This window comes from Aquibium pacificum, assembly GCF_040839445.1.
Classification (GTDB): Bacteria; Pseudomonadota; Alphaproteobacteria; order Rhizobiales; family Rhizobiaceae; genus Aquibium; species Aquibium pacificus.
On sequence record NZ_JBDPGJ010000006.1, the window covers coordinates 21897 to 41112 of the forward strand.

Genomic DNA, 19216 nt, shown 5'->3' on the forward strand with positions numbered 1-19216 from the left:
CGTCGACCCTGTCGTTTGTGCAGGGCTTCAGCAAACCCCATTGAACAATCTAACAGACGTTAGAATTCGAATCAACTGCCCTCTCTTTACTGTCGTCCGACCTGTGGACTTGCCTTCTTTGCGCTTGGATAGGTGACCGGCTGGGGCAAAGACGGCATCCGGGGGATACGCATATGCGCTGAAGCGCAGGACCGATAAGCTGGCTGCCACGATGACCGGTACGCTGATGGCGCTGTTCGGACGGACGGGTGTCAGCGGATAGGCGCAGTCGAGGCAGGCCTCAGTTGGCCTCGCGCTCGATCCAGGTCTCCAGGACGTGGCGCTGTATCTTGCCGCTGGTCGAGCGCGGGAAGTCTTCGGAAGCGATGAAGCGGATCTCGCGCGGCCGCTTATAGCCGGCCAGTTGATCGCGGCAAAGCCGCATCAGCTCGTCGGCATCGGGGCCGTCGACGTGCCGTGCCACGAAGGCCACCGGGCGTTCGCCCCAGCGCAGGTTCCCCGGCTTTTACGACGGCGGCATCGATCACCTGCGGATGCGCCAGCAGCACCCGCTCGATCTCGGTTGGATAGACGTTTTCCCCACCCGACTTGATGAGATACTTGGCGCGGTCCACGAAGTCGATGGTGCCGTCCGCATTGCGGCGGAAGACATCGCCCATATGAAAAAAGCCACCGCGAAAGTCGCGGGCGTTGGTCTCGTCGGCATTCCAGTACCCGGAAAATAGCGTGGGGCCGCGCACGGCCATTTCTCCGGGCGTTCCATCCGCCACCTCGCGCCCCTCCGGATCGACCAGCCGCACCTCGCAGAAGGCGCTGGCGCGCTTCGACAGACGTTTCGGCGCGACGCCCACCGGGATCAGCTCGGCCGTGGCCGGCGGCAGCCCCGTTTCGGTCGCGCCGAAGGAGTTGAGATAGGGCGCGCCGATCAGCGACGTGAGTTCTGCAATCTGATGCGGCGGCACCAGATCGGCCATAGCGCCGCAGACCCTGACGCCTCTGATCGGCAGAGGATTGGCGCGACGTTCCGCGATGAAGGCGTCGATCGCGCCCGGCATCATTATGAACCAGCCGACCTTGTGGCGGCTCAGCGCCTCATTGATGACCGCCGGCTGCAGCCCATCGACCATCACCACGGGGCCACCGCGCAAGATCGTGGCTAGCGCATGGTCGGTCGACGCCATATGGAACATCGGCGCCCAGGCGATGAAGGCGTCATCAGGCTGGAGCGCGAGCTGCGCCGCAAAAACCATGGCACGCGCGATATGGGCGCGATGACTGATGAGTGCGCCCTTGGGCAGCCCCGTGGTGCCGGAGGTGTAGAGGATGGTCAGCCCCGCCTCCACGTCATTCACCAGCGCGTCGATGCGCGGATCGGGCTCTGCTCCAGCCAGTGCGGCCTCCCAGTCGGGGCCGATTTCCAGAACCGGCAGGTGCGAGACCGCGTCCAAGGCCGCGCGCAACTCTGGCTCGACCACGGCCAGAACCGGTTCAACCAGGTCGATGCAGTGCTTGAGCTCCGGCGCGGCCAGCCTCCAGTTCAAACAGGCGACGATCGCCCCGATCCCGGCGGCGGCCAGTTGCAGTTCAAGGTACTCGGCGCGATTGTGCGACAGGATCACCAGCCGGTCCCCGGTCTTTACCCCCCGCGCCAGAAGCACCGCAGCGAGACGGTCCACACGGCCCAGAAGGGTGCCGTAGCTGTGTCTTATCTCTCCGTTCTCGAGCGCAAGCGCATCTTGTTGCTCGCGCGCTCTCGTGCGAAACATCGAATAGACATCTGCCCGCCCGGCGCGGGCCACCTCCGGCAGCATGATGCTCCTCCCTGGCAATCGATCCTCGTTGTTCACAAAGACTGGGCGAGGCGCACTCCTTCATCGATCGCACGCAGCGCATCGAGTTCAGCCGCCTCGGCCGCACCGCCGATCATCGTGGCGGAAATGCCGCGGGCCGCAAGCGCCTCGATCAGCGTCCGTACAGGTTCCTGTCCCGTACAGAGAACGATCGTATCGGCGGCGATAACTTTTGTCTCGCCGTTCAAAAGGACGTGGAGCCCCCCATCGTCGATACGCTGGTAAACCACGCCCGCTAAGGTCTCGACTCCGTGTTTGCGTAACGCGTTGCGCAGGATCCAGCCGGTCGAAATGCCAAGTCCCTGTCCCAGCTTGCTCGTCTTTCGCTGCAGCATCACCACTTTGCGCTTTGCAGGCACCGCGGCCAGTGGATCGCCCGCCAGCGCGCCGGCGTTCCTGAACTGTCCGTCCACACCCCACGTGTCGAAAAAGGCCGCGTTCTCGTTAGCCTCAGCCGGATGGGTGACAAGGAATTCGGCCACGTCATGGCCGATCCCGCCGGCGCCCATGATGGCCACGGTCTGTCCCGCCTCCCGTGCGCCGCAGAGGATCTCGGCATAGGTGGCGACCTTGGGATGATCTATGCCCGGAATGCCCGGAATGCGAGGGGTCACGCCTGAGGCGATCACCACATGGTCGAACCCGGCAAGATCGTCGGCAGTGGCGCGACAGCCCAGCCGCAGGGTGACGCCGTGCCTGTCCATCTGAGCGGTGTAATAACGCAGCGTTTCGTCGAACTCGTGCTTGCCCGGGGCCGCACGTGCCAGGTTGAGCTGCCCGCCCAGCCGGTTCTCTGCCTCGAAAAGCGTGACCGCGTGCCCAAGCCGCGCGGCCTCGGCGGCCGTGGCCATACCCGCCGCCCCGCCGCCGACGATCGCCACCTTCTTCGGGGTCTCGCTCGGCGTGTCACGGAATTCCGTCTCGCGGCCGGCGCGCGGATTGACAAGGCAGCTTGCCGGACGGTCCGAGAAGATGAAATCCAGACATGCCTGATTGCAGGCGATGCAGGTGTTGATCTCATGGGCCCGACCCTCGCGCACCTTCTTCACGAAATGAGGGTCGGCGAGGAAGGGCCGCGCCATCGAGACCATGTCGGCATCTCCCGAGGCCAGGATGTCCTCGGCGACCTCGGGGGTATTGATTCGGTTCGAGGCCACCACCGGGATCGACACCGCCGCCTTCACGTTGGCCGCCGCCTTCCGCCAGGCGCCACGCGGCACCGGATAAGCGATGGTTGGCACGCGCGCCTCGTGCCAGCCGATTCCGGTGTTCAGAATGTCGGCGCCGGCGGCCTCAATCTTGCGGGCGAGCGCGGCGATCTCTTCGGCGGGCGCGCCGCCCTCGACAAGATCGGCCGCCGAAATACGGTAGATGACCAGCAAATCCGGTCCGCAGCGGTCGCGCACCGCGCGCACGATTTCGACCGCGAAGCGGTGCCGGTTGTCGGCGCTGCCACCCCACTCGTCCTCGCGTTTGTTGGTGTGGGTCACGGTGAATTCATTAATGAGATAGCCTTCGGAGCCCATGATTTCGACGCCATCGAAACCGGCAGATTGCGCGTTGAGCGCTGCCTGGGCGAAATCTTCAATGGTGTGCAGAATATCCTGCTCGCTCATCTCGCGCGGGGAATACCGGTTTATCGGCGCCCGAATCGGCGAAGGTGCCACGCAACCTTCAAACTTGGCATAACGCCCCGCGTGGCAGATCTGCGCGCAAATCAGGCTGCCTTCCTGATGGACTGCATCGCAAATCGGCTTGAGGCTCAGCGCCTGCTGCGGATCGTCGAGCCGCGGACCTTCCGGATCGAACATGCCTTCGGCGTTGGGCGAAAAACCGCCAGTCACGATGACTGCCGCTTCGCCGTGCGCGCGTTCACGATAGAACGCGACCTGTTTTTCGATACCGTTGGGTTCGGTTTCAAGCCGCGTGTGCATCGAGCCCATAATGACCCGGTTTCGCAGATCGTGGACGCCTGCCCGGATCGGGGACAGCAATTTCTCGAAGGTTCTTCCGCGCCTGTCGGACATATCCACGTTACCTCCCATTGCATCTTGCCAAGCATTCTAACGTTTGTTAGGTTTTTTGGGAAGTGAGATTCACAGGCTCGGGAGGGCTATCACGTGCAGTTTCAACCGACAGATGACCAGCAGGCCTTTCGAGAGACAGCACAGCGTTTCGCACGTGAAAAGCTGGCCGAGAGCTATCAGAAGCGGGCAACCGAGCACGTGATGGATCGCGGGCTCATCAGGGAGATGGGGGCGCTTGGGCTGATCGGCGCCGATCTGCCCGAGGAGTTCGGCGGGTTGGGCGAGAGCTCCGTCACGGCCGGATTGATCGTCGAGGAAATCGCGCGCGCCGATTTCAATGTCAGCTACATCCAGCTTCTGGGGTCGCTGATGGGCGGCATGGTCGCGAAACACGCCTTGCCCGACATCGCCAAGGAATGGGTGCCCCGCGTCACGGCGGGTGAGGCGGTGATAGGGTTGGGATTGACCGAGCCGCGCGGCGGATCGGACGCGGCGAACCTGCAACTCAGGGCCGCCAAATCCGGCAACGGCTGGCGGCTGAACGGCGAGAAGACGTCGATGAGCTTTGCCGCGCAGGCCGACGCGGCGGTGGTCTTTGCCCGTACCGGCGATCCCGAGGGCGGATCGCGGGGCGTCAGTGCGTTCCTCGTGGACCTGAATGAAAATGGCATCAACCGCACGCATTTCGACGACATCGGGACCAAGCCCGTGGGGCGCGGTTCGGTCTTCTTTGACGACGTCTTCGTCCCCTCCCAATGCCTGATGGCCGAGCAGGATCGTGCCTTCGGCACGATCATGGCTGGCTTCGACTATTCCCGAGCGCTGATCGGGCTGGAATGTCTGGGCGCGGCGCGGGCCTCGGTAGACGAGACCTGGACCTATGTGCAGGAACGCGAAGCCTTTGGTGCGCCGCTGGCGCAGTATCAGGGGGTCAGCTTCCCGCTGGCCGAGGCCGAAACGCAGCTTACCATGATGCGACAGCTTTGCTACTACACGCTCGATCTGCGCGACCGCGGCCTGCCGCACACCAAGGAGGCGGCGATGTGCAAGTGGTACGTGCCGAAAACCGCGTGCGAGATCATCCATCAGTGCCTGATCCTGCATGGCCACTACGGCTACACCACCGACCTGCCTCACCATCAGCGCTACAACGATGTTCTGGGCCTGCAGATCGGCGACGGTACCGCGCAAATCCAGAAGCTCGTCATCGCGCGCGAGAAGGTCGGCCGCATGGCGCTGCAATACGACAAGAAGGCCAAGGGAGGCGCGAGATGAGCGTTCCCGTCAATGTCAGCGCTGAGGGCAGCGTCGGCATTATCGAGCTCGCCCGCCCCGACAAGTTCAACTGCCTTTCGCTGGAGGTCCACGAGTGTATCTCCAGGGCCCGCGAAAGCTTTGAGGCCGACCGCGACATCCGCTCGATCCTGATCTGCGCACAGGGAAAGCACTTCTGCACCGGCGCCGACCTGACCGAGGTGAAAGGCAAGATGAGCGATGCGCAGACGCTGGACCACTTCATCGCCTTTGGGATGGAAGGGCTTCGCAGGCTGGAACAGAGCCGTCTCCCCGTGGTCGTCGCGGTGCAGGGCCTTTGCCTGGCCGGCGGGCTCGAGCTGATGCTGTCCTGCGATGTCTGTTTCGCTGCGGAAAGCGCTCAGTTCGGCGACCAGCACGCGCAGTTCGGGCTGATCCCTGGCTGGGGCGGCAGCCAGCGGCTGACCCGGCTGATTGGCTTGCGCCGGGCGCTCGATCTGATGTTCTCGGCCCGCTGGCTGACGGCGGAAGAGGCGAAGCAAGCCGGACTGGTGAATTACGTCGTACTGGACCAAGAGCTGCGCCAGGAGGCGTTAAACTACTGCGTGACGATCGCCACCCGCTCACGGCCCGGCATTGCCGAGATGAAGCGCCTGGCGCGCGAAGGCGCCGACATGGGCCTCGACCAGCAGATGCGGCTGGAGCGCGACGCTGCCGTGCGTGCGCTACGAAGCGACGACGTGGCCGAAGGGCTGGACGCATTCGAAAGCCGGCGCGCGCCGGCCTTCAAAGCCTGACAAGAGGTGCGGGAATGGACTTCACGCTCAACGATGAGCAGCGCCAGATCTACGATTACGGCGCCCAGCTCGCGCAGAAATTCGACAACGCCTACTGGCTGGATCACGCCCGCCGGCACACCTTTCCCAAAGAGATGTTCCAGCAGATCGCCGAGGACGGCTTTCTCGGCATCATGGTGCCCGAGGAATATGGCGGCGCCGGTCTCGGCATGACCGAGATGGCGCTGTTCATGGAGGGCACGGCGAACCACGGCATCCCGCTCCTGATGATGGTGGTCGGCCCCACCATGTCGCTGTCGCATATCGCCAGCCACGGGACCGAGTTCCACCGCAGGGAACTCCTGCCGGCCGCGTGCCGGGGCGAGATCCAGTTCTGCTTCGCGATCACTGAACCGGGCGCCGGGTCCAACACGATCAAGGCCACGACGCTTGCCAGGCGCAAGGGCAACCGTTTTGCGCTAACGGGGGAAAAGACCTTCATCACCGGCGCCGACGTCTCCGACTACTGCCTCGTGGTGGCGCGCACCAAGCCTCACACCGAGGTCTCCCGCAAGACCGACGGCTTCACGCTGTTCGCCGTGGACCTGAAGAAGAACGGCGTAGAAATGCAGCGGGTGAAGGTCTCGATCCCACTGCCGGAAGAACAATGGACGTTGTTCTTCGACGAGGTGGATCTCGGTCCCGAGGATATCGTGGGCGAGGTGGAAGACGGCTTTTCGATCCTGTTCGATTCGCTCAATCCCGAACGCATCATCCTGGCGGCGCTTTGCTGCGGCATTGGCCGGTTCGCCTTACGGAAGGCAGTGGCCTATGCTTGCGAGCGCAACGTCTTTGGTCAGCCGATCGGCGCGCACCAGGGCGTGCAGCATCCGCTGGCCAAGGCCCACACGGCCGTGGAAATGGCGAGCCTGATGACCCGCCGTGCGGCCTGGGAATTCGACAACAAGTTTCCCGCCGGTGCCTCGTCGAACATGGCGAAATATGCCGCCGCCGAGGCCGGGATCGAAGCCGTGGACGCCGCCCTTCAGGCGCATGGCGGGTCGGGTTTCACGGAAGATACCGGGCTGTACGAGCTTTATCCGTTGGTGCGCCTGCTACGCACCGCGCCGGTGAACCGTGAACTGTGCCTCAGCTTTATTGGCGAGAAGGTAATGGGTCTGCCGCGGTCGTATTGATCGCGAAAGCCCAGGGAGGAAAGCATGCAACACGGAATGCGCTTCCGGCGGGCCGATGCCGGCGCGAAGGCCAACGACCGGTTCTGGCACGAGATCGAGGGCATGCCGCTCGACGAGGTGCGCCGCATCCAGGAGGAGCGGCTGGTCGAGCAGATGGCCTATCTCAAGGCCAACTCGCCCTTCTACCAAGACAAGTTCGCTGCGGCCGGCATCGATTTCGATGAGATCCGCACCATTGAGGATCTGCAGAGGCTGCCCTTCACCTACAAGACTGAGATACGCGAAAGCCTGTCGGCCGAGCCGCCTTTCGGCCGCCACCGCGCCGCGCCCATGGAAGACATCATCCAGATGCAGGCGTCCTCGGGGACGACCGGCAGCCCCTCCTACGTGGCGTTGACAGAATCCGATGCCGAGATGTGGCACGAGATGACGGCGCGCTGCTTCTTCGCCAACGGCGTGCGGCCCGGCGACATGGTGCTGCACGCCTTCTCGCTCGCCAAGGGCTTCGTGGGCGGCATCCCGGTGATGCAAGGCCTGCAATATATGGGCTCCATCGACGTGCCGGTGGGAGCCGACGGCGGCGCCGACCGGCTCCTGCGCGCCTGCGCCGACACGCGCCCGCGCTGCGTCGTCGGGGCGCCGAATTTCGTGATCCACCTGGCCGAAAAGGCCGAAGAGGTGCTGGGCGTTCCAGCGAGCAGACTGGGCGTGGAACGAGTCGTCGTCGGCGGGGAGCCGGGCGGCGGCATTCCGGCGATCCGCGCCAAGATCGAAAAACTGTGGGGCGCCAAGTGCACCGAGATGCTGGGCGGTACCGACCTGGGCGTGACCTACTGGGCCGAGTGTGACCAGCAGTCGGGCATGCACATGGTCAACATGGACTACGTTTTGACTGAACTGCTCGACCCCGAGACCGGCAAGATCATCCCTTGGGCGGAGGGCGCCAGTGGTGAGATGATCTACACCGCCCTCGGCCGCCGGGCGAGCCCGCTGGTGCGCTTCCGCTCTGGCGATTTCATCGAGGTCTTGGGCACGACCTGCGCCTGCGGCCGGACGGGTCCCAAGATCCGCTGCACAGGGCGCACCGACGACATGCTGATCGTGCGCGGGGCCAACGTGTTTCCCTCGGCGATCAACAGCATCGTCAACGAGATGGTGCCGCAAACGAACGGCGTGATGCGTGTTGTGGCCGATTTCGAGGGCCACACCACGCAGGAACCACTGAAGATCATCGTCGAACGCGGTCCCGACCGCGACCGAGACGGTGACGCGAACCTGAAGAAGAAGATCGAGCAGCGCCTGCGCGACGCCCTGGTGTTCCGGGCCGATGTCCGGATCGTCGATGCCGACACCTTCGAAAAGCCGGGCGCGGCCAAAGTGGCCTTCGTGTTGAGAAAGTACCCCGATCTGCCATGACGAAGCTGAAATCCTTGGTCGACACCGGGTCGGAAGACTTCCGGGCCAATGACACGCATTACCGCGCCAAATTGGCCGAGCTGCACGCGCTGCGGCTCAGCCAACGCGTCGGCGGGCCGGAAAGCGCACGGGCGCGCCACGTGAAGAAGGGCAAGTTCCTGCCGCGCGAGCGCGTCGAGCGGCTGATCGACCCGGGCACGCCGTTCCTCGAGCTCGGCGAACTCGCCGGGCTCGACAAGTACGACGGCGTGCCGCCCGGCGCGGGAATCATCACTGGCATCGGCGTGATTGAGGGCCGCCACTGCATGATCATCGCCAACGACGCCACGGTGAAGGGCGGCACCTATTTCGGCATGACCTGCCGTAAGCACGTGCGCGCCCAGCGGATCGCCTGGGCCAATCGCCTGCCGGTCGTCACACTGGTCGATTCCGGCGGCGCGTTTTTGCCTGACCAGGAGAACATCTTTCCCGACGAGGGCCAGTTCGGCTCGATATTTCACAACCAGGTCGGGATGTCGGGCGACGGCGTGCCGCAGATCGCCGTGGTCATGGGCCCCTGCACCGCCGGCGGCGCCTATATCCCGGCGCTTTGCGACGAGGTGGTCATCGTGCGCGGCCAGGGCTTCATGTATCTCGGCGGGCCGGAACTCACCTTCGCCGCCACTGGGGAGAAGGTCGACAACGAGACCCTCGGCGGCGGCAAGATGCACTGCTCGGTCTCGGGCGTGACCGACCATCTCGCCGAGGACGACGCCCACGCGCTCGCCATTACGCGAGAGATCGTCAAGCACCTGGGCGAGAAGCTCTCCCCGCGCAAGACGCCGGCGTCGCCGCGCGACCCGGCCTACGCGGTAGAAGAGATCTACGGCATCGTCAGCCGGGACCACAAAGTACCCACCGAGAACCGCGAGATCGTGGCGCGGCTGGTCGACGGCAGCGATTTCCACGAGTTCAAACCGCTCTACGGCGACACTTTGATGACCGGCTGGGGCCGCATTCACGGGCACGAGGTGGGGATTCTCGCCAATACCGGCGTGCTGTTCGTCGAAGCGGCGCTGAAGGCCACGCATTTCATCAATCTCTGCGTGCAGCGCGATATTCCGCTGCTGTTCCTGGCCGATGTCAACGGCTTCATGGTGGGCCGCGAGGTCGAGCAGATGGGAATCGCCAAGGCGGGCGCCAAGATGATCACCGCCATGTCCTCGGCGCGGGTGCCGAAGTTCACCATCATCACCGGGGGTTCTTACGGAGCAGGATATCTGGCCATGTTGGGCCGCCCCTTCCAGCCCGACGCGATGTTGGCCTGGCCCACCGGCCGCGCTGCTATCATGGGGCCGGAACAGGCGGCGAGCGTATTGGCCCAGGTGCGCGCCCAGATCAACGAGCGCGAGGGCAAGACCTGGACGAAGGAGGAGGAAGAGGCCTTCAAGGCGCCTATCCGCAAGGAATACGAGGATTTCCAGGGCGCCTACAACTTCGCTTCGAACCTTTGGGTCGACAGCGTGATCGAGCCCTGCGAGACCCGTGACGTCATGGCGCTGCTGCTCGACATCACCTCACGGCGGCCAAAGGTCGAAACCCATTTCGGCGTGTTCAGGATGTGAGGCGGTGACAGTGAAGATTAAGACGCTTCTCATCGCCAACCGCGGCGAAATCGCCTGCCGGATCGCCCGCACGGCGCGGACACGGGGCGTCCGGCCTGTCGCCGTACATTCCGAAGCCGACGTCGACGCGCTCCACGTGCGCGAGATCGGCCACTCGATCTGCATCGGCGGCGGGCCGGCCTCGGAAAGCTATCTACGCATCGACGCCGTGCTGGCCGCGGCGAAGGCCACCGGGGCCGACGCCGTCCATCCCGGCTACGGTTTCCTCGCCGAGAACCCCGAATTCGCCCGCGCGGTCGAGGCCGCCGGTCTGATCTTCATGGGACCGACGCCGGAAACCCTGGAACGGTTCGGCGACAAGGCCAGCGCCAAGGATGCCGCCATCGCGGCCGGCCTGCCGGTGATCTCGGGCGCTGCGGGCGCCCTGTCCGATCCCGATCAAATCGCCGCCGAAGTGCGCCGGATGGGGCTGCCCGTGCTGCTCAAGGCCGTGGGCGGCGGCGGCGGACGTGGACAGCGGTTGGTGGCAGACGAAAAGACCCTGATGACCGACATCGAGGGTGCGCTGCGCGAGGCGAAGTCTACCTTCGGCTCGGAAGGTCTCCTGCTGGAACGGTTCCTCCCCGAGGCCCGCCATGTGGAGGTGCAGATCGCCGGCGATGGCAAGGGCCACGTCGTGCATCTTTTCGAGCGCGATTGCACGCTGCAGCGCCGGCATCAGAAGGTGATCGAGGAAGCCCCCGCCTGGGGGCTGCCCCGCGACCTGCTCGAACGGATCGCCCAGGACGCCGTGCGGCTGGGGGAGACGCTCGACTACCGCGGGCTCGGCACGGTGGAGTTCCTGGTGGCGGGCGAGGAATATTTTTTCCTCGAGGTGAACCCGCGCATCCAGGTGGAACATCCCGTGACCGAGGTGATCACCGGGCTCGACCTCGTGGCGCTGCATCTGCGTATTGCCGAGGGTGCGGGCCTTGGCCTGGAGCAGGACGATCTGACAATCAACGGTCACGCCGTTGAGGCACGCCTCTATGCCGAGGACCCGTCGATGCAATTCGCTCCTTCCACCGGCACGCTGACCACGTTGAGCCTGCCCGACGGTCTGCGCATCGACAGCGGCGTCGAGGTAGGCGATGCCGTCACCCCCTACTACGATCCGATGATCGCCAAGCTGATCATCCACGCGCCCGACCGCGAGACGGCGCTGGCGCGGCTCGCGCTGTCGCTGGATCATGTCGCGGTCGAAGGCGTCGAGACCAACCGCGCCTTCCTCGCCGCGCTCGCCCGCAACGCCGATTTCGAGAAAATGAACGTCCACACCCACTGGATCGACGAGCGGCTGGACGATCTGACCGCGGCGGCGAAAGTGCCGGGCGCCCGGCTCTGGAAGGCCATGGCAGCGGTGCTTTTCGTCACCCGCGGGCGCTCAGACGGCGCCGCCGAACCTTGGTCGAACCGCGACCTCTTCACCAACTGGCGGCTCGGCCTTGGCGGCGACGCGATGGAGGCGGGCCAGCGCGTGATGCTGACCGACGCAGCGGGAAGGTGTGAGGAGCTCTGCGTCGGTCCGGTCCGCTCCGGCGACACCTACACGGTCTACGGCAGTGATGGTGCCGCCCTCACTTTCTCCTGCCGTGAGATCGCGCCGGGCCGGTGGCGCGTGGCGCAGGGCGAGACGGTAGACGTGGCAACCGCGCGCCTTCATGCCGAGGTGATCGAGATCGACGCCGGGCCGGGGCGGCTTGTCTTCCGCCCGGCACCACCTTTGGCCTCGGCCGGCGGCGACAGCGCTGCCGAACGGACCGTTGCCTCGCCGCTTACCGGAATGATCGTCGACGTCAAAGTGTCCGGGGGCGACGCGGTAGCGGAAGGCGATGTCGTAGCGGTCCTGGAATCAATGAAGCTCGAGATCTCCATCAAGGCATCTGCCTCCGGGATCGCCGCGAATGTTGCGGTTTCCAAAGGCATGATGGTGGATCGCGGCCAGATGATCGCCGAGATCATACCATTCGAAAAGGAACAGGCATGACCGACTTTCCCAAGTTCGTAGAGTTTCGTGAAGAAGGCCCGCGCGAGGGCTTTCAGATCGAAAGCAAGACCTACCCGATCGAACAGCGGATCGAACTGATCGACATGCTCAGCGATACAGGGCTGAAGCGCATCCAAGTGGGTAGCTTCGTGAGCCCCAGATACGTGCCGCAGATGGCCGACACGGGCGAGCTGTTCCAGCGCATCAAGCGCAAGCCCGGTGTGAAATACACCTCGCTCTGGCTGAACGAGAAGGGGTTCCGCAAGGCGTTGACCGCGCATGAAGTCGATATCGACCCGCGTCTTTTGTTCTATCCGTCTGAAGCTTTCGCACAGGCAAACAACAACTGCTCCTCAGCGGAGATGCGCGAGCGGCAGCGCGAGTGGGTGCGGCTCTACAAGGAAGCGGGCTACACCGTCGATGCGGCCTATGTGATGACCGCGTTCGGCTGCAACCTGCAGGGACCGATTCCGCAGGAGCAGGTCCTGAACGACTTCCGCTTTGTCCTCCAACTTTGCGAGGAAGAGGATATTCCGGTACCTATCCTCGTGATCGCCGACACGATGGGCTGGGGCAACCCAGAGGCGGTCAAGCGCATGGTCGGCGCCCTGCGCGAGCTTGCGCCCGGGGCGCGCATCGGAATGCATCTTCACGACACGCGCGGGCTGGGCATCGCCAACATCCATGCGGCGTTGTCGATGGGGGTGGATATGTTCGAAAGCTCGGTCGCCGGCCTTGGCGGCTGCCCCTTCGCCGGCCACGGCAACGCCCGCGCCGCAGGCAATGTCTGCACCGAGGACGCGGTTTTTCTGTGCCACGAGCTGGGCATCGAGACGGGCATCGACCTGGACAAGCTGATCGCCGCCGCGGTCAAGGCCGAAGAGATCATCGGCGCGCCTCTGATGGGCCGGGTGATGCATTCCGGCGGGCTCGACAAATTTCGCAAGGCGAAATGAGGAGGATTAATATGGGAAAGACGCTGGATGGGAAGGTGGTGCTGGTCACGGGCGCGGGCGGCGGGATCGGCCGCGAGATCGCGCTGATGGCGGCAGTCGAGGGAGCGGCGGTCGTGGTCAATGATTTGGGCGCGACGCTCAAGGGCATCGGACAAGCTATCACCGCTGCGCAAACGGTGGTGGACGAGATCAAGGCGGCCGGCGGCGACGCCATCGCCGATGGCGGCAGCGTAACCGACCCCGACGCTGCCCAAGCCATGATCGAGGCCGCCGTGAAGGAATTCGGCCACATCGACGCAGTCGTGAACAACGCCGGAATCCTGCGCGACGGCTTCTTTCACAAGATGACATATGACGATTTCGACGCGGTGGTGAAGGTACATCTCTATGGCGCCTTCAATACCTCGCGCGCCGCCGCCGACCATTTCCGCCAGCAGGAAGGCGGCGCGCTGGTGCACATGACCTCGACCTCGGGCCTGATCGGCAATTACGCCCAGGTGAACTATTCGGCGGCCAAACTGGGCATTGCGGCCTTTTCGAGATCCGTCGCGCTCGACCTCAAACGCTGGAACGTGCGGTCCAACTGCATCGCGCCCTTCGCCTGGAGCCGGATGATTTCCTCGATCAAGACCGACACGCCGGAACAGGAGGCGCGGGTCGAGAAGATCAAGAAGATGACGCCCGCCAAGGTCGCACCGATGGCCTGCTATCTGATGAGCGATCAGGCCGCAGATATCTCGGGCCAGATCTTTGCCGTTCGGATGAACGAGATCTTCCTGATGAGCCAGCCGCGACCGGTGCGTTCGGTGCATTCCGGCGACGGCTGGACCGCCGAAACGATCGCCGAGCATGCCATTCCCGCGCTCAAGTCGCATTTCACGCCGCTTGAAGTGTCGGCGGACGTCTTTTCCTGGGATCCGGTTTGATGAGCAAGCGCAAACAAAAAATTACGTCGAATATCGGCTGGAGCACACCCGATAAGATCTGCGTGCGCGGACTCGACCTGCCGAACGAGATCCTGGGCCACATGAACCTCGGCGATCTGGCGTTTCTCCAGTTGACGGGCCGCAAGGCCCCGCCCGAGGAGAGCCGGGTGTTCAACGCCATCGTCATCACGCTCGTGGAACATGGTATCACGCCGTCCGCCCTGGCCGCGCGCATGACCTATATGGGCGCGCCGGAATCGCTTCAGGCCGCAGTCGCGGCGGGGCTCTGTGGGTTGGGCACGGTGTTCGTCGGCTCGATGGAAGGCGCCTCAAAGATGCTGTACGAGGCACTGCCGCAGGACAAGCTGGGCACCGGCGCAGATCTGGATGCTATCGCCGCTGAAACGGTCGAAAAATTCCGCGCCCGCAAGGCGATCGTGCCGGGGCTGGGCCATCCGGTGCACAAGCCGGTCGATCCCCGCGCGCCGCGGCTTTTCCAGATTGCGGCCGAGAACGGCAAGTCCGGCGAATATGTCGCGCTGATCCAGAAAATTCAGGCCGTGGCCGAAGATAAGTCAGGCAAGATGCTGCCGATCAACGCCACCGGCGCAATCGGCGCTATCTGCTGCGAGTTCGGCTTCCCATGGAAGATCGTGCGTGGCTTCGGGGTGATGGCACGCGCGATCGGGCTGGTGGGCCATATCCTCGAGGAGAGCGAAAATCCGATTTCCTACGAAATATGGCAGCGCGCCGAAGAGGAGATCCTCGAGACCAGCGGCCCTGACGTGCACAGGGCGAGGTGACGGATGCAGACCTCCGCCCCTGAAAACCATGACGATCTGCGCGTGGCGCTGCGCGCGCTCTGCGCGCAATTCCCACCCGAATACCACCGCCAGCATGGTGCGGATGAGACCTACCCCGAAGAGTTTGTTGAGGCGCTGACCCGCGCGGGCTGGCTTGCCGCGATGATCCCCGAGGAATATGGCGGCTCGGGGCTAGGGCTAACCGAGGCCTCGATCATCATGGAGGAGATCAACCGCTCGGGCGGCAACGCTGGCCATTGCCACGGCCAGATGTACAACATGGGCACGCTCCTGCGGCACGGATCGGAGGAGCAGAAGCGGAAATACCTGCCTGGCGTTGCCAGCGGCGAACTGCGGCTGCAATCAATGGCCGTGACCGAACCCACCACCGGCACCGACACCACCAAGCTCAAGACCACTGCGGTCAAGACGGGCGACCGCTATGTGGTCAACGGTCAGAAGGTCTGGATCAGCCGAATCCGGCATTCTGACCTGATGATCCTGCTGGCCCGCACGACGCCGATCAATGAGGTCAAGCGCAAGGCGCAGGGCCTGTCGATCTTCATGGTCGATCTGAAAAAGGCCATTGGCAACGGCATGAGAGTGAGCCCGATCGCGAATATGCCGGGGCACGAAACCTACGAGGTTTTCTTCGATGAGCTCGAGATCCCAGAAGAGAACCTGATCGGTGAGGAAGGGCGCGGCTTTTATCATATCCTGGATGGATTGAATGCCGAGCGCACCCTGATCGCTGCGGAATGTATCGGCGACGGCTACTGGTTCATTGATAAAGCCCGCGCCTATGCGGGAGAGCGGATCGTGTTCGACCGGCCCATCGGCCAGAACCAGGGAGTGCAGTTCCCAATCGCCAAGGCTTTCGTCAACCTCGAGGCAGCCAATCTGATGCGTTTCGAAGCCTGCCGCCGCTTCGATTCCGGCAGCGATTGCGGGGCGCAGGCCAATATGGCCAAGCTGCTTGCCGCCGATGCGTCCTGGGAGGCGGCCAACGCATGCATCCAGACCCATGGCGGGTTCGGATTTGCCCGGGAGTACGATGTGGAACGCAAGTTTCGCGAAACCCGCCTGTACCAGGTGGCGCCGATATCGACCAACCTGATCCTGTCCTATGTCGCGGAACACATCCTCGGCATGCCAAGGTCGTTTTGAGGCGCCTCGTGCTGACGCCGCAATCCGGAACGGGAAGAGCGCGGATGACAACCGAAGTCGACATCGATCATCTGCGAGGCTGGATCGGCACCGAGGAGAGCGCTTCGGAAACCATTTGCGACGTACTGCTGGCACGGTACCGCGCGACCTTGGGCCGGTGGCTCGCGCCCGCCGAGGCAGGGCACGCACCACTGGGCCTCCACTGGTGCCTCACACTGCCTCCAGCCGAGCTCGAGACGCTTGGAGCGGACGGACACCCGGCCCGGGGCGGCTTTATGCCTCCTGTGCCTCTGCCTTCGCGCATGTGGGCCGGCGGCGAGTTGCGGCATCTGAGGCCGCTGCCTGCGGTGGGAACCGTCAAGCGCCGGTCAGTCATCGCCGATGTGACCCTGAAAAAGGGGCGCAGTGGCCCGCTGGTGTTGGTTACGGTCAAGCATGAATATGTCGCCGAGGGCGAAACCGCGGTTGTCGAGACCCAGAACATTGTTTATCGGGCAAGCACGGTGCCCGGGCCCGCGCCCGCTGTTCAGCCCGACGCGGCAGAGCGCGTGCAGGAGATCCTGACGCCAGACCCCGTTTTGCTGTTCCGCTATTCAGCGATCACATTCAACGGCCATCGTATCCACTACGACCGTCCCTATGCCTGCGAGATCGAGGGCTATCCAGACCTGGTGGTTCATGGGCCGCTGCAGGCTACATTACTTGTCAACCTGGCCGCGAAGGCATGTGGCGGCATACCGGCGGTTTTCAGCTATCGGGGCTTGGCGCCATGCTATAGCGGCAAGATGTTGATGCTGTGCCAACAGGGGACGCCGACCGAAGGCACGGTGTGGTGCGAGACAGCCGACGGACTGAGAACAATGCAAGGCACATATCAGACCTGATCGCTTTAACGAACGATCGAATTCACGGGAGAAGATGTTGAGCGGAACGGAGACGAGCCGGAAGCGCTCTGCCGAACATGGCACTGCCGAACTGGCTGAATTCGCGTCAACGCTGACCATTCGGGATATTCCCGAACATGTCGTCGAACGGTGTCTAGACCTCTTTGTCGACTGGGCCGGATCGGCGCTTTCAGGCGCACGCCATCGGGCGATCCTTGCGATTGACGATTTCGCAAAGGAAATGGGCCGTGAGAACGGCCGGTCGGAGGTGCTGATCTCGGGCCGCACGACCTCGCCGCTATTCGCCGCGATGGTGAACGCCGCCGCTTCGCACGTTTCTGAACAGGACGATGTGCACAATGGTTCAGTGTTCCATCCGGGCGCGGTGGTATTTCCCGCCGCACTGGCCGTGGCCCAGAATATCGGCGCAAGTGGCCGCGACTTCCTTACGGCATGCGTCGCCGGCTATGAGACAGGCATTCGCGCCGGCGAATATCTGGGCCTTCCGCACTACAAGATCTTTCACACCACGGGAACCGCGGGCACTCTCGCTGCGGCCGCTGCTGCGGGCCGGCTGCTCGGGTTGGGCTCTGAGCAGATGCTCAATGCTTTCGGCTCGGCCGGAACCCAGGCCGCGGGTGTATGGGAGTTTCTCAGAGACGCCGCCGATTCCAAGCAGCTCCACACCGGGAAGGCTGCAGCCAACGGGCTGACTGCAGCAAGTCTCGCAGCAAGGGGGTTTACTGGCGCACGTCGCATCCTGGAGGGCGAACAAGGCATGGGCGCAGGAATGTCACAAAACTGCGACCCGGCAAAAATCACCGCTGGTCTCGGTGCGAGATGGGCGCTCGCCGAGACCTCCTTCAAGTTTCATGCTTCGTGCCGTCATACGCACCCTGCCGCCGACGCACTGCTCAAAATTGTGCAGGAGCACGACTTGCGCGCCGAAGATATCGAGCATGTCACCGCTCATGTTCACCAGGCGGCAATCGACGTGCTGGGGTCGGTCGTGCGGCCTGCCACAGTGCATCAGGCGAAATTCTCGATGCCTGCTACGCTCGGGCTCATTGCCGTGCATCGGCGCGCCGGGTTGGACGAATTCGATACGGTCCTGAAGGATGAAGTGGTACGAGAGTTCATGCGACGGGTCAATATGGTCTTCGACCCGGAAGTGGAGCATAACTACCCGGCAACCTGGATGGGGAAAGTATCGGTGACTACAAAAGGCGGAACGGTTTTGACAGACCGTATCGAAGAACCGAAAGGAGACCCCGGCAATACCTTGACGCGCGGCGAGATCGAAAAAAAAGCGCGCACCCTGGCAGAGTATGGTGGCGCCCTCGATGGCGGTGGGTGGACCCGCGTCTCCCGCAAACTTTGGTCGATTGCTTCACTCGAGGAGATCGGATCGCTGCTTCGCTGATTGACCGGCTTTTCTTCTTACTTCCCACACCACCGCGCTCTGGTGTGGCCGTAATCCGCCGAAAGCCCGCGCGCCGCATCGAGGGTCATCTTGATCAGGCGGGCACCGCTCGCCTTGCTGCGCTCGATCGGGATGCCCAGGGCCAGGGCGCCGACAATCCCGCCTTCGCGGTCGAAGATGGGAGCCGCGATCCCGGCTACCTCCGGTATGTACTCGCCCTGCGTGATCGATACCATCTCGCGTCGCACCTTCTCCAGAGAGGCCCAGAACTCGTCCGGCCGCAGCGGTGGCTCAAGCGGCTCGGGTCCAGCCGCTAGCGCCTCGAGGTAGCGCTCGACCCACTCCTTCGGCTGCCAGGCCAAAAGGACCCGGCCCGCCGCGGTGCAGTAGAGCGGCCGCGTCGTACCCACCGGAACGGTGTAGCGCACCACCCGTTCGGATTCGCAGATGTCCATGTAGACTAGGCGCCCGCTCTCCTCGTCGAGGATGGCCAGCAGCGCCGTCTCGCCCGAGCGGTCGGCCAGCTCGTGCAGCACGGGCCGCGCTATCCGCACCAGCGAGAAGCCCGGCAGGATCGCTACCGCTAGGCGATGTGCCGAGGGGCCGAGCGCATAGCGGCCGCTGGCGTTCTCGAGGTAGCGGTACTCGGTCAGCGTCCGCAGCATGCCGAGAACGCTGCTCTTCGGCAGGCCCAGATCCTGACTCAGTTGCGTCAGCGACACTGCATCGGGCTGCCTCGCTACGTGCTCGAGGATATTCAGCGTGCGCAGAAGCGACCTCGGGCTATGGTGGCTCCGCTCGGGCGTGGCGTCGTCTTCCTCGTGTGTCTCCATGGCGCCTCTCCGTGCTGGCTCTGCTCCTCCTCCGCCGTCAACGGAGTTTGTACCACATACCTGATTCCCCGGTCA

At 64.0% G+C, this 19216-nt stretch carries 16 protein-coding genes; 12 read left to right on the top strand and 4 right to left on the bottom strand.

The annotated features are described in order from the left end of the window. Positions 1–280: 280 nt before the first annotated feature. Genes ABGN05_RS23480 through ABGN05_RS23490 form a run of 3 tightly spaced genes read right to left on the bottom strand, consistent with a single transcriptional unit; the run spans position 281 to position 3877 of the window. Positions 281–472 carry an AMP-binding enzyme gene (locus ABGN05_RS23480; protein ID WP_367956485.1) on the bottom strand — a complete coding sequence of 64 codons (192 nt, stop codon included), beginning with the start codon at positions 470–472 and terminating at the stop codon, positions 281–283. Beyond that, positions 390–1811, bottom strand: coding sequence for a class I adenylate-forming enzyme family protein (locus tag ABGN05_RS23485; RefSeq protein WP_367956486.1), 1422 nt, complete (start codon positions 1809–1811; stop codon positions 390–392). Before ABGN05_RS23485 ends, ABGN05_RS23480 begins: the two co-directional genes overlap by 83 nt. 32 nt (positions 1812–1843) lie before the next feature. Further along, a complete protein-coding gene (locus ABGN05_RS23490) occupies positions 1844–3877 on the bottom strand; it encodes an FAD-dependent oxidoreductase (RefSeq protein WP_367956739.1) in 2034 nt (677 codons plus the stop codon). 93 nt (positions 3878–3970) lie between these two features. Here ABGN05_RS23490 and ABGN05_RS23495 point away from each other — a divergent pair, with 93 nt between their 5' ends. The 12 genes from ABGN05_RS23495 to ABGN05_RS23550 are packed head-to-tail and all read left to right on the top strand — an operon-like array spanning position 3971 to position 18308. Then, entirely contained in the window at positions 3971–5152 is a 1182-nt protein-coding gene (locus tag ABGN05_RS23495; protein ID WP_367956487.1) for an acyl-CoA dehydrogenase family protein, read from the top strand. Then, a complete protein-coding gene (locus ABGN05_RS23500) occupies positions 5149–5928 on the top strand; it encodes an enoyl-CoA hydratase/isomerase family protein (protein WP_367956488.1) in 780 nt (259 codons plus the stop codon). The genes ABGN05_RS23495 and ABGN05_RS23500 overlap by 4 nt, the downstream gene beginning before the upstream one ends. Positions 5929–5942: 14 nt before the next feature. Next, on the top strand, positions 5943–7103 hold the full coding sequence (locus ABGN05_RS23505) for an acyl-CoA dehydrogenase family protein (protein ID WP_367956489.1): 1161 nt from the start codon (positions 5943–5945) through the stop codon (positions 7101–7103). A 24-nt stretch (positions 7104–7127) separates the two neighbouring features. Beyond that, positions 7128–8519: a phenylacetate--CoA ligase family protein gene (locus ABGN05_RS23510; protein ID WP_367956490.1), complete on the top strand. Its 1392-nt coding sequence runs from the start codon at positions 7128–7130 to the stop codon at positions 8517–8519. Continuing rightward, entirely contained in the window at positions 8516–10123 is a 1608-nt protein-coding gene (locus ABGN05_RS23515; protein ID WP_367956491.1) for an acyl-CoA carboxylase subunit beta, read from the top strand. The genes ABGN05_RS23510 and ABGN05_RS23515 overlap by 4 nt, the downstream gene beginning before the upstream one ends. Before the next feature lie 4 nt (positions 10124–10127). Further along, positions 10128–12149 carry an acetyl/propionyl/methylcrotonyl-CoA carboxylase subunit alpha gene (locus ABGN05_RS23520; protein WP_367956492.1) on the top strand — a complete coding sequence of 674 codons (2022 nt, stop codon included), beginning with the start codon at positions 10128–10130 and terminating at the stop codon, positions 12147–12149. Next, positions 12146–13105 carry a hydroxymethylglutaryl-CoA lyase gene (locus tag ABGN05_RS23525; protein ID WP_367956493.1) on the top strand — a complete coding sequence of 320 codons (960 nt, stop codon included), beginning with the start codon at positions 12146–12148 and terminating at the stop codon, positions 13103–13105. Before ABGN05_RS23520 ends, ABGN05_RS23525 begins: the two co-directional genes overlap by 4 nt. An 11-nt stretch (positions 13106–13116) precedes the next feature. Next, a complete protein-coding gene (locus ABGN05_RS23530; RefSeq protein ID WP_367956494.1) occupies positions 13117–14031 on the top strand; it encodes an SDR family NAD(P)-dependent oxidoreductase in 915 nt (304 codons plus the stop codon). Further along, positions 14031–14834: a citryl-CoA lyase gene (locus ABGN05_RS23535; protein ID WP_367956495.1), complete on the top strand. Its 804-nt coding sequence runs from the start codon at positions 14031–14033 to the stop codon at positions 14832–14834. The genes ABGN05_RS23530 and ABGN05_RS23535 overlap by 1 nt, the downstream gene beginning before the upstream one ends. 3 nt (positions 14835–14837) lie before the next feature. Continuing rightward, positions 14838–16001, top strand: a complete 1164-nt coding sequence (locus ABGN05_RS23540) for an acyl-CoA dehydrogenase family protein (RefSeq protein WP_367956496.1) — start codon at positions 14838–14840, stop codon at positions 15999–16001. Positions 16002–16045: 44 nt separating this feature from the next. Then, positions 16046–16885, top strand: a complete 840-nt coding sequence (locus ABGN05_RS23545; protein ID WP_367956497.1) for an HTD2 family dehydratase — start codon at positions 16046–16048, stop codon at positions 16883–16885. Between the two features lie 34 nt (positions 16886–16919). Then, entirely contained in the window at positions 16920–18308 is a 1389-nt protein-coding gene (locus tag ABGN05_RS23550; protein WP_367956498.1) for an MmgE/PrpD family protein, read from the top strand. 17 nt (positions 18309–18325) lie between these two features. Here ABGN05_RS23550 and ABGN05_RS23555 read toward each other — a convergent pair whose 3' ends face one another. Further along, positions 18326–19141, bottom strand: coding sequence for an IclR family transcriptional regulator (locus ABGN05_RS23555; protein ID WP_367956499.1), 816 nt, complete (start codon positions 19139–19141; stop codon positions 18326–18328). Positions 19142–19216: the final 75 nt, after the last annotated feature.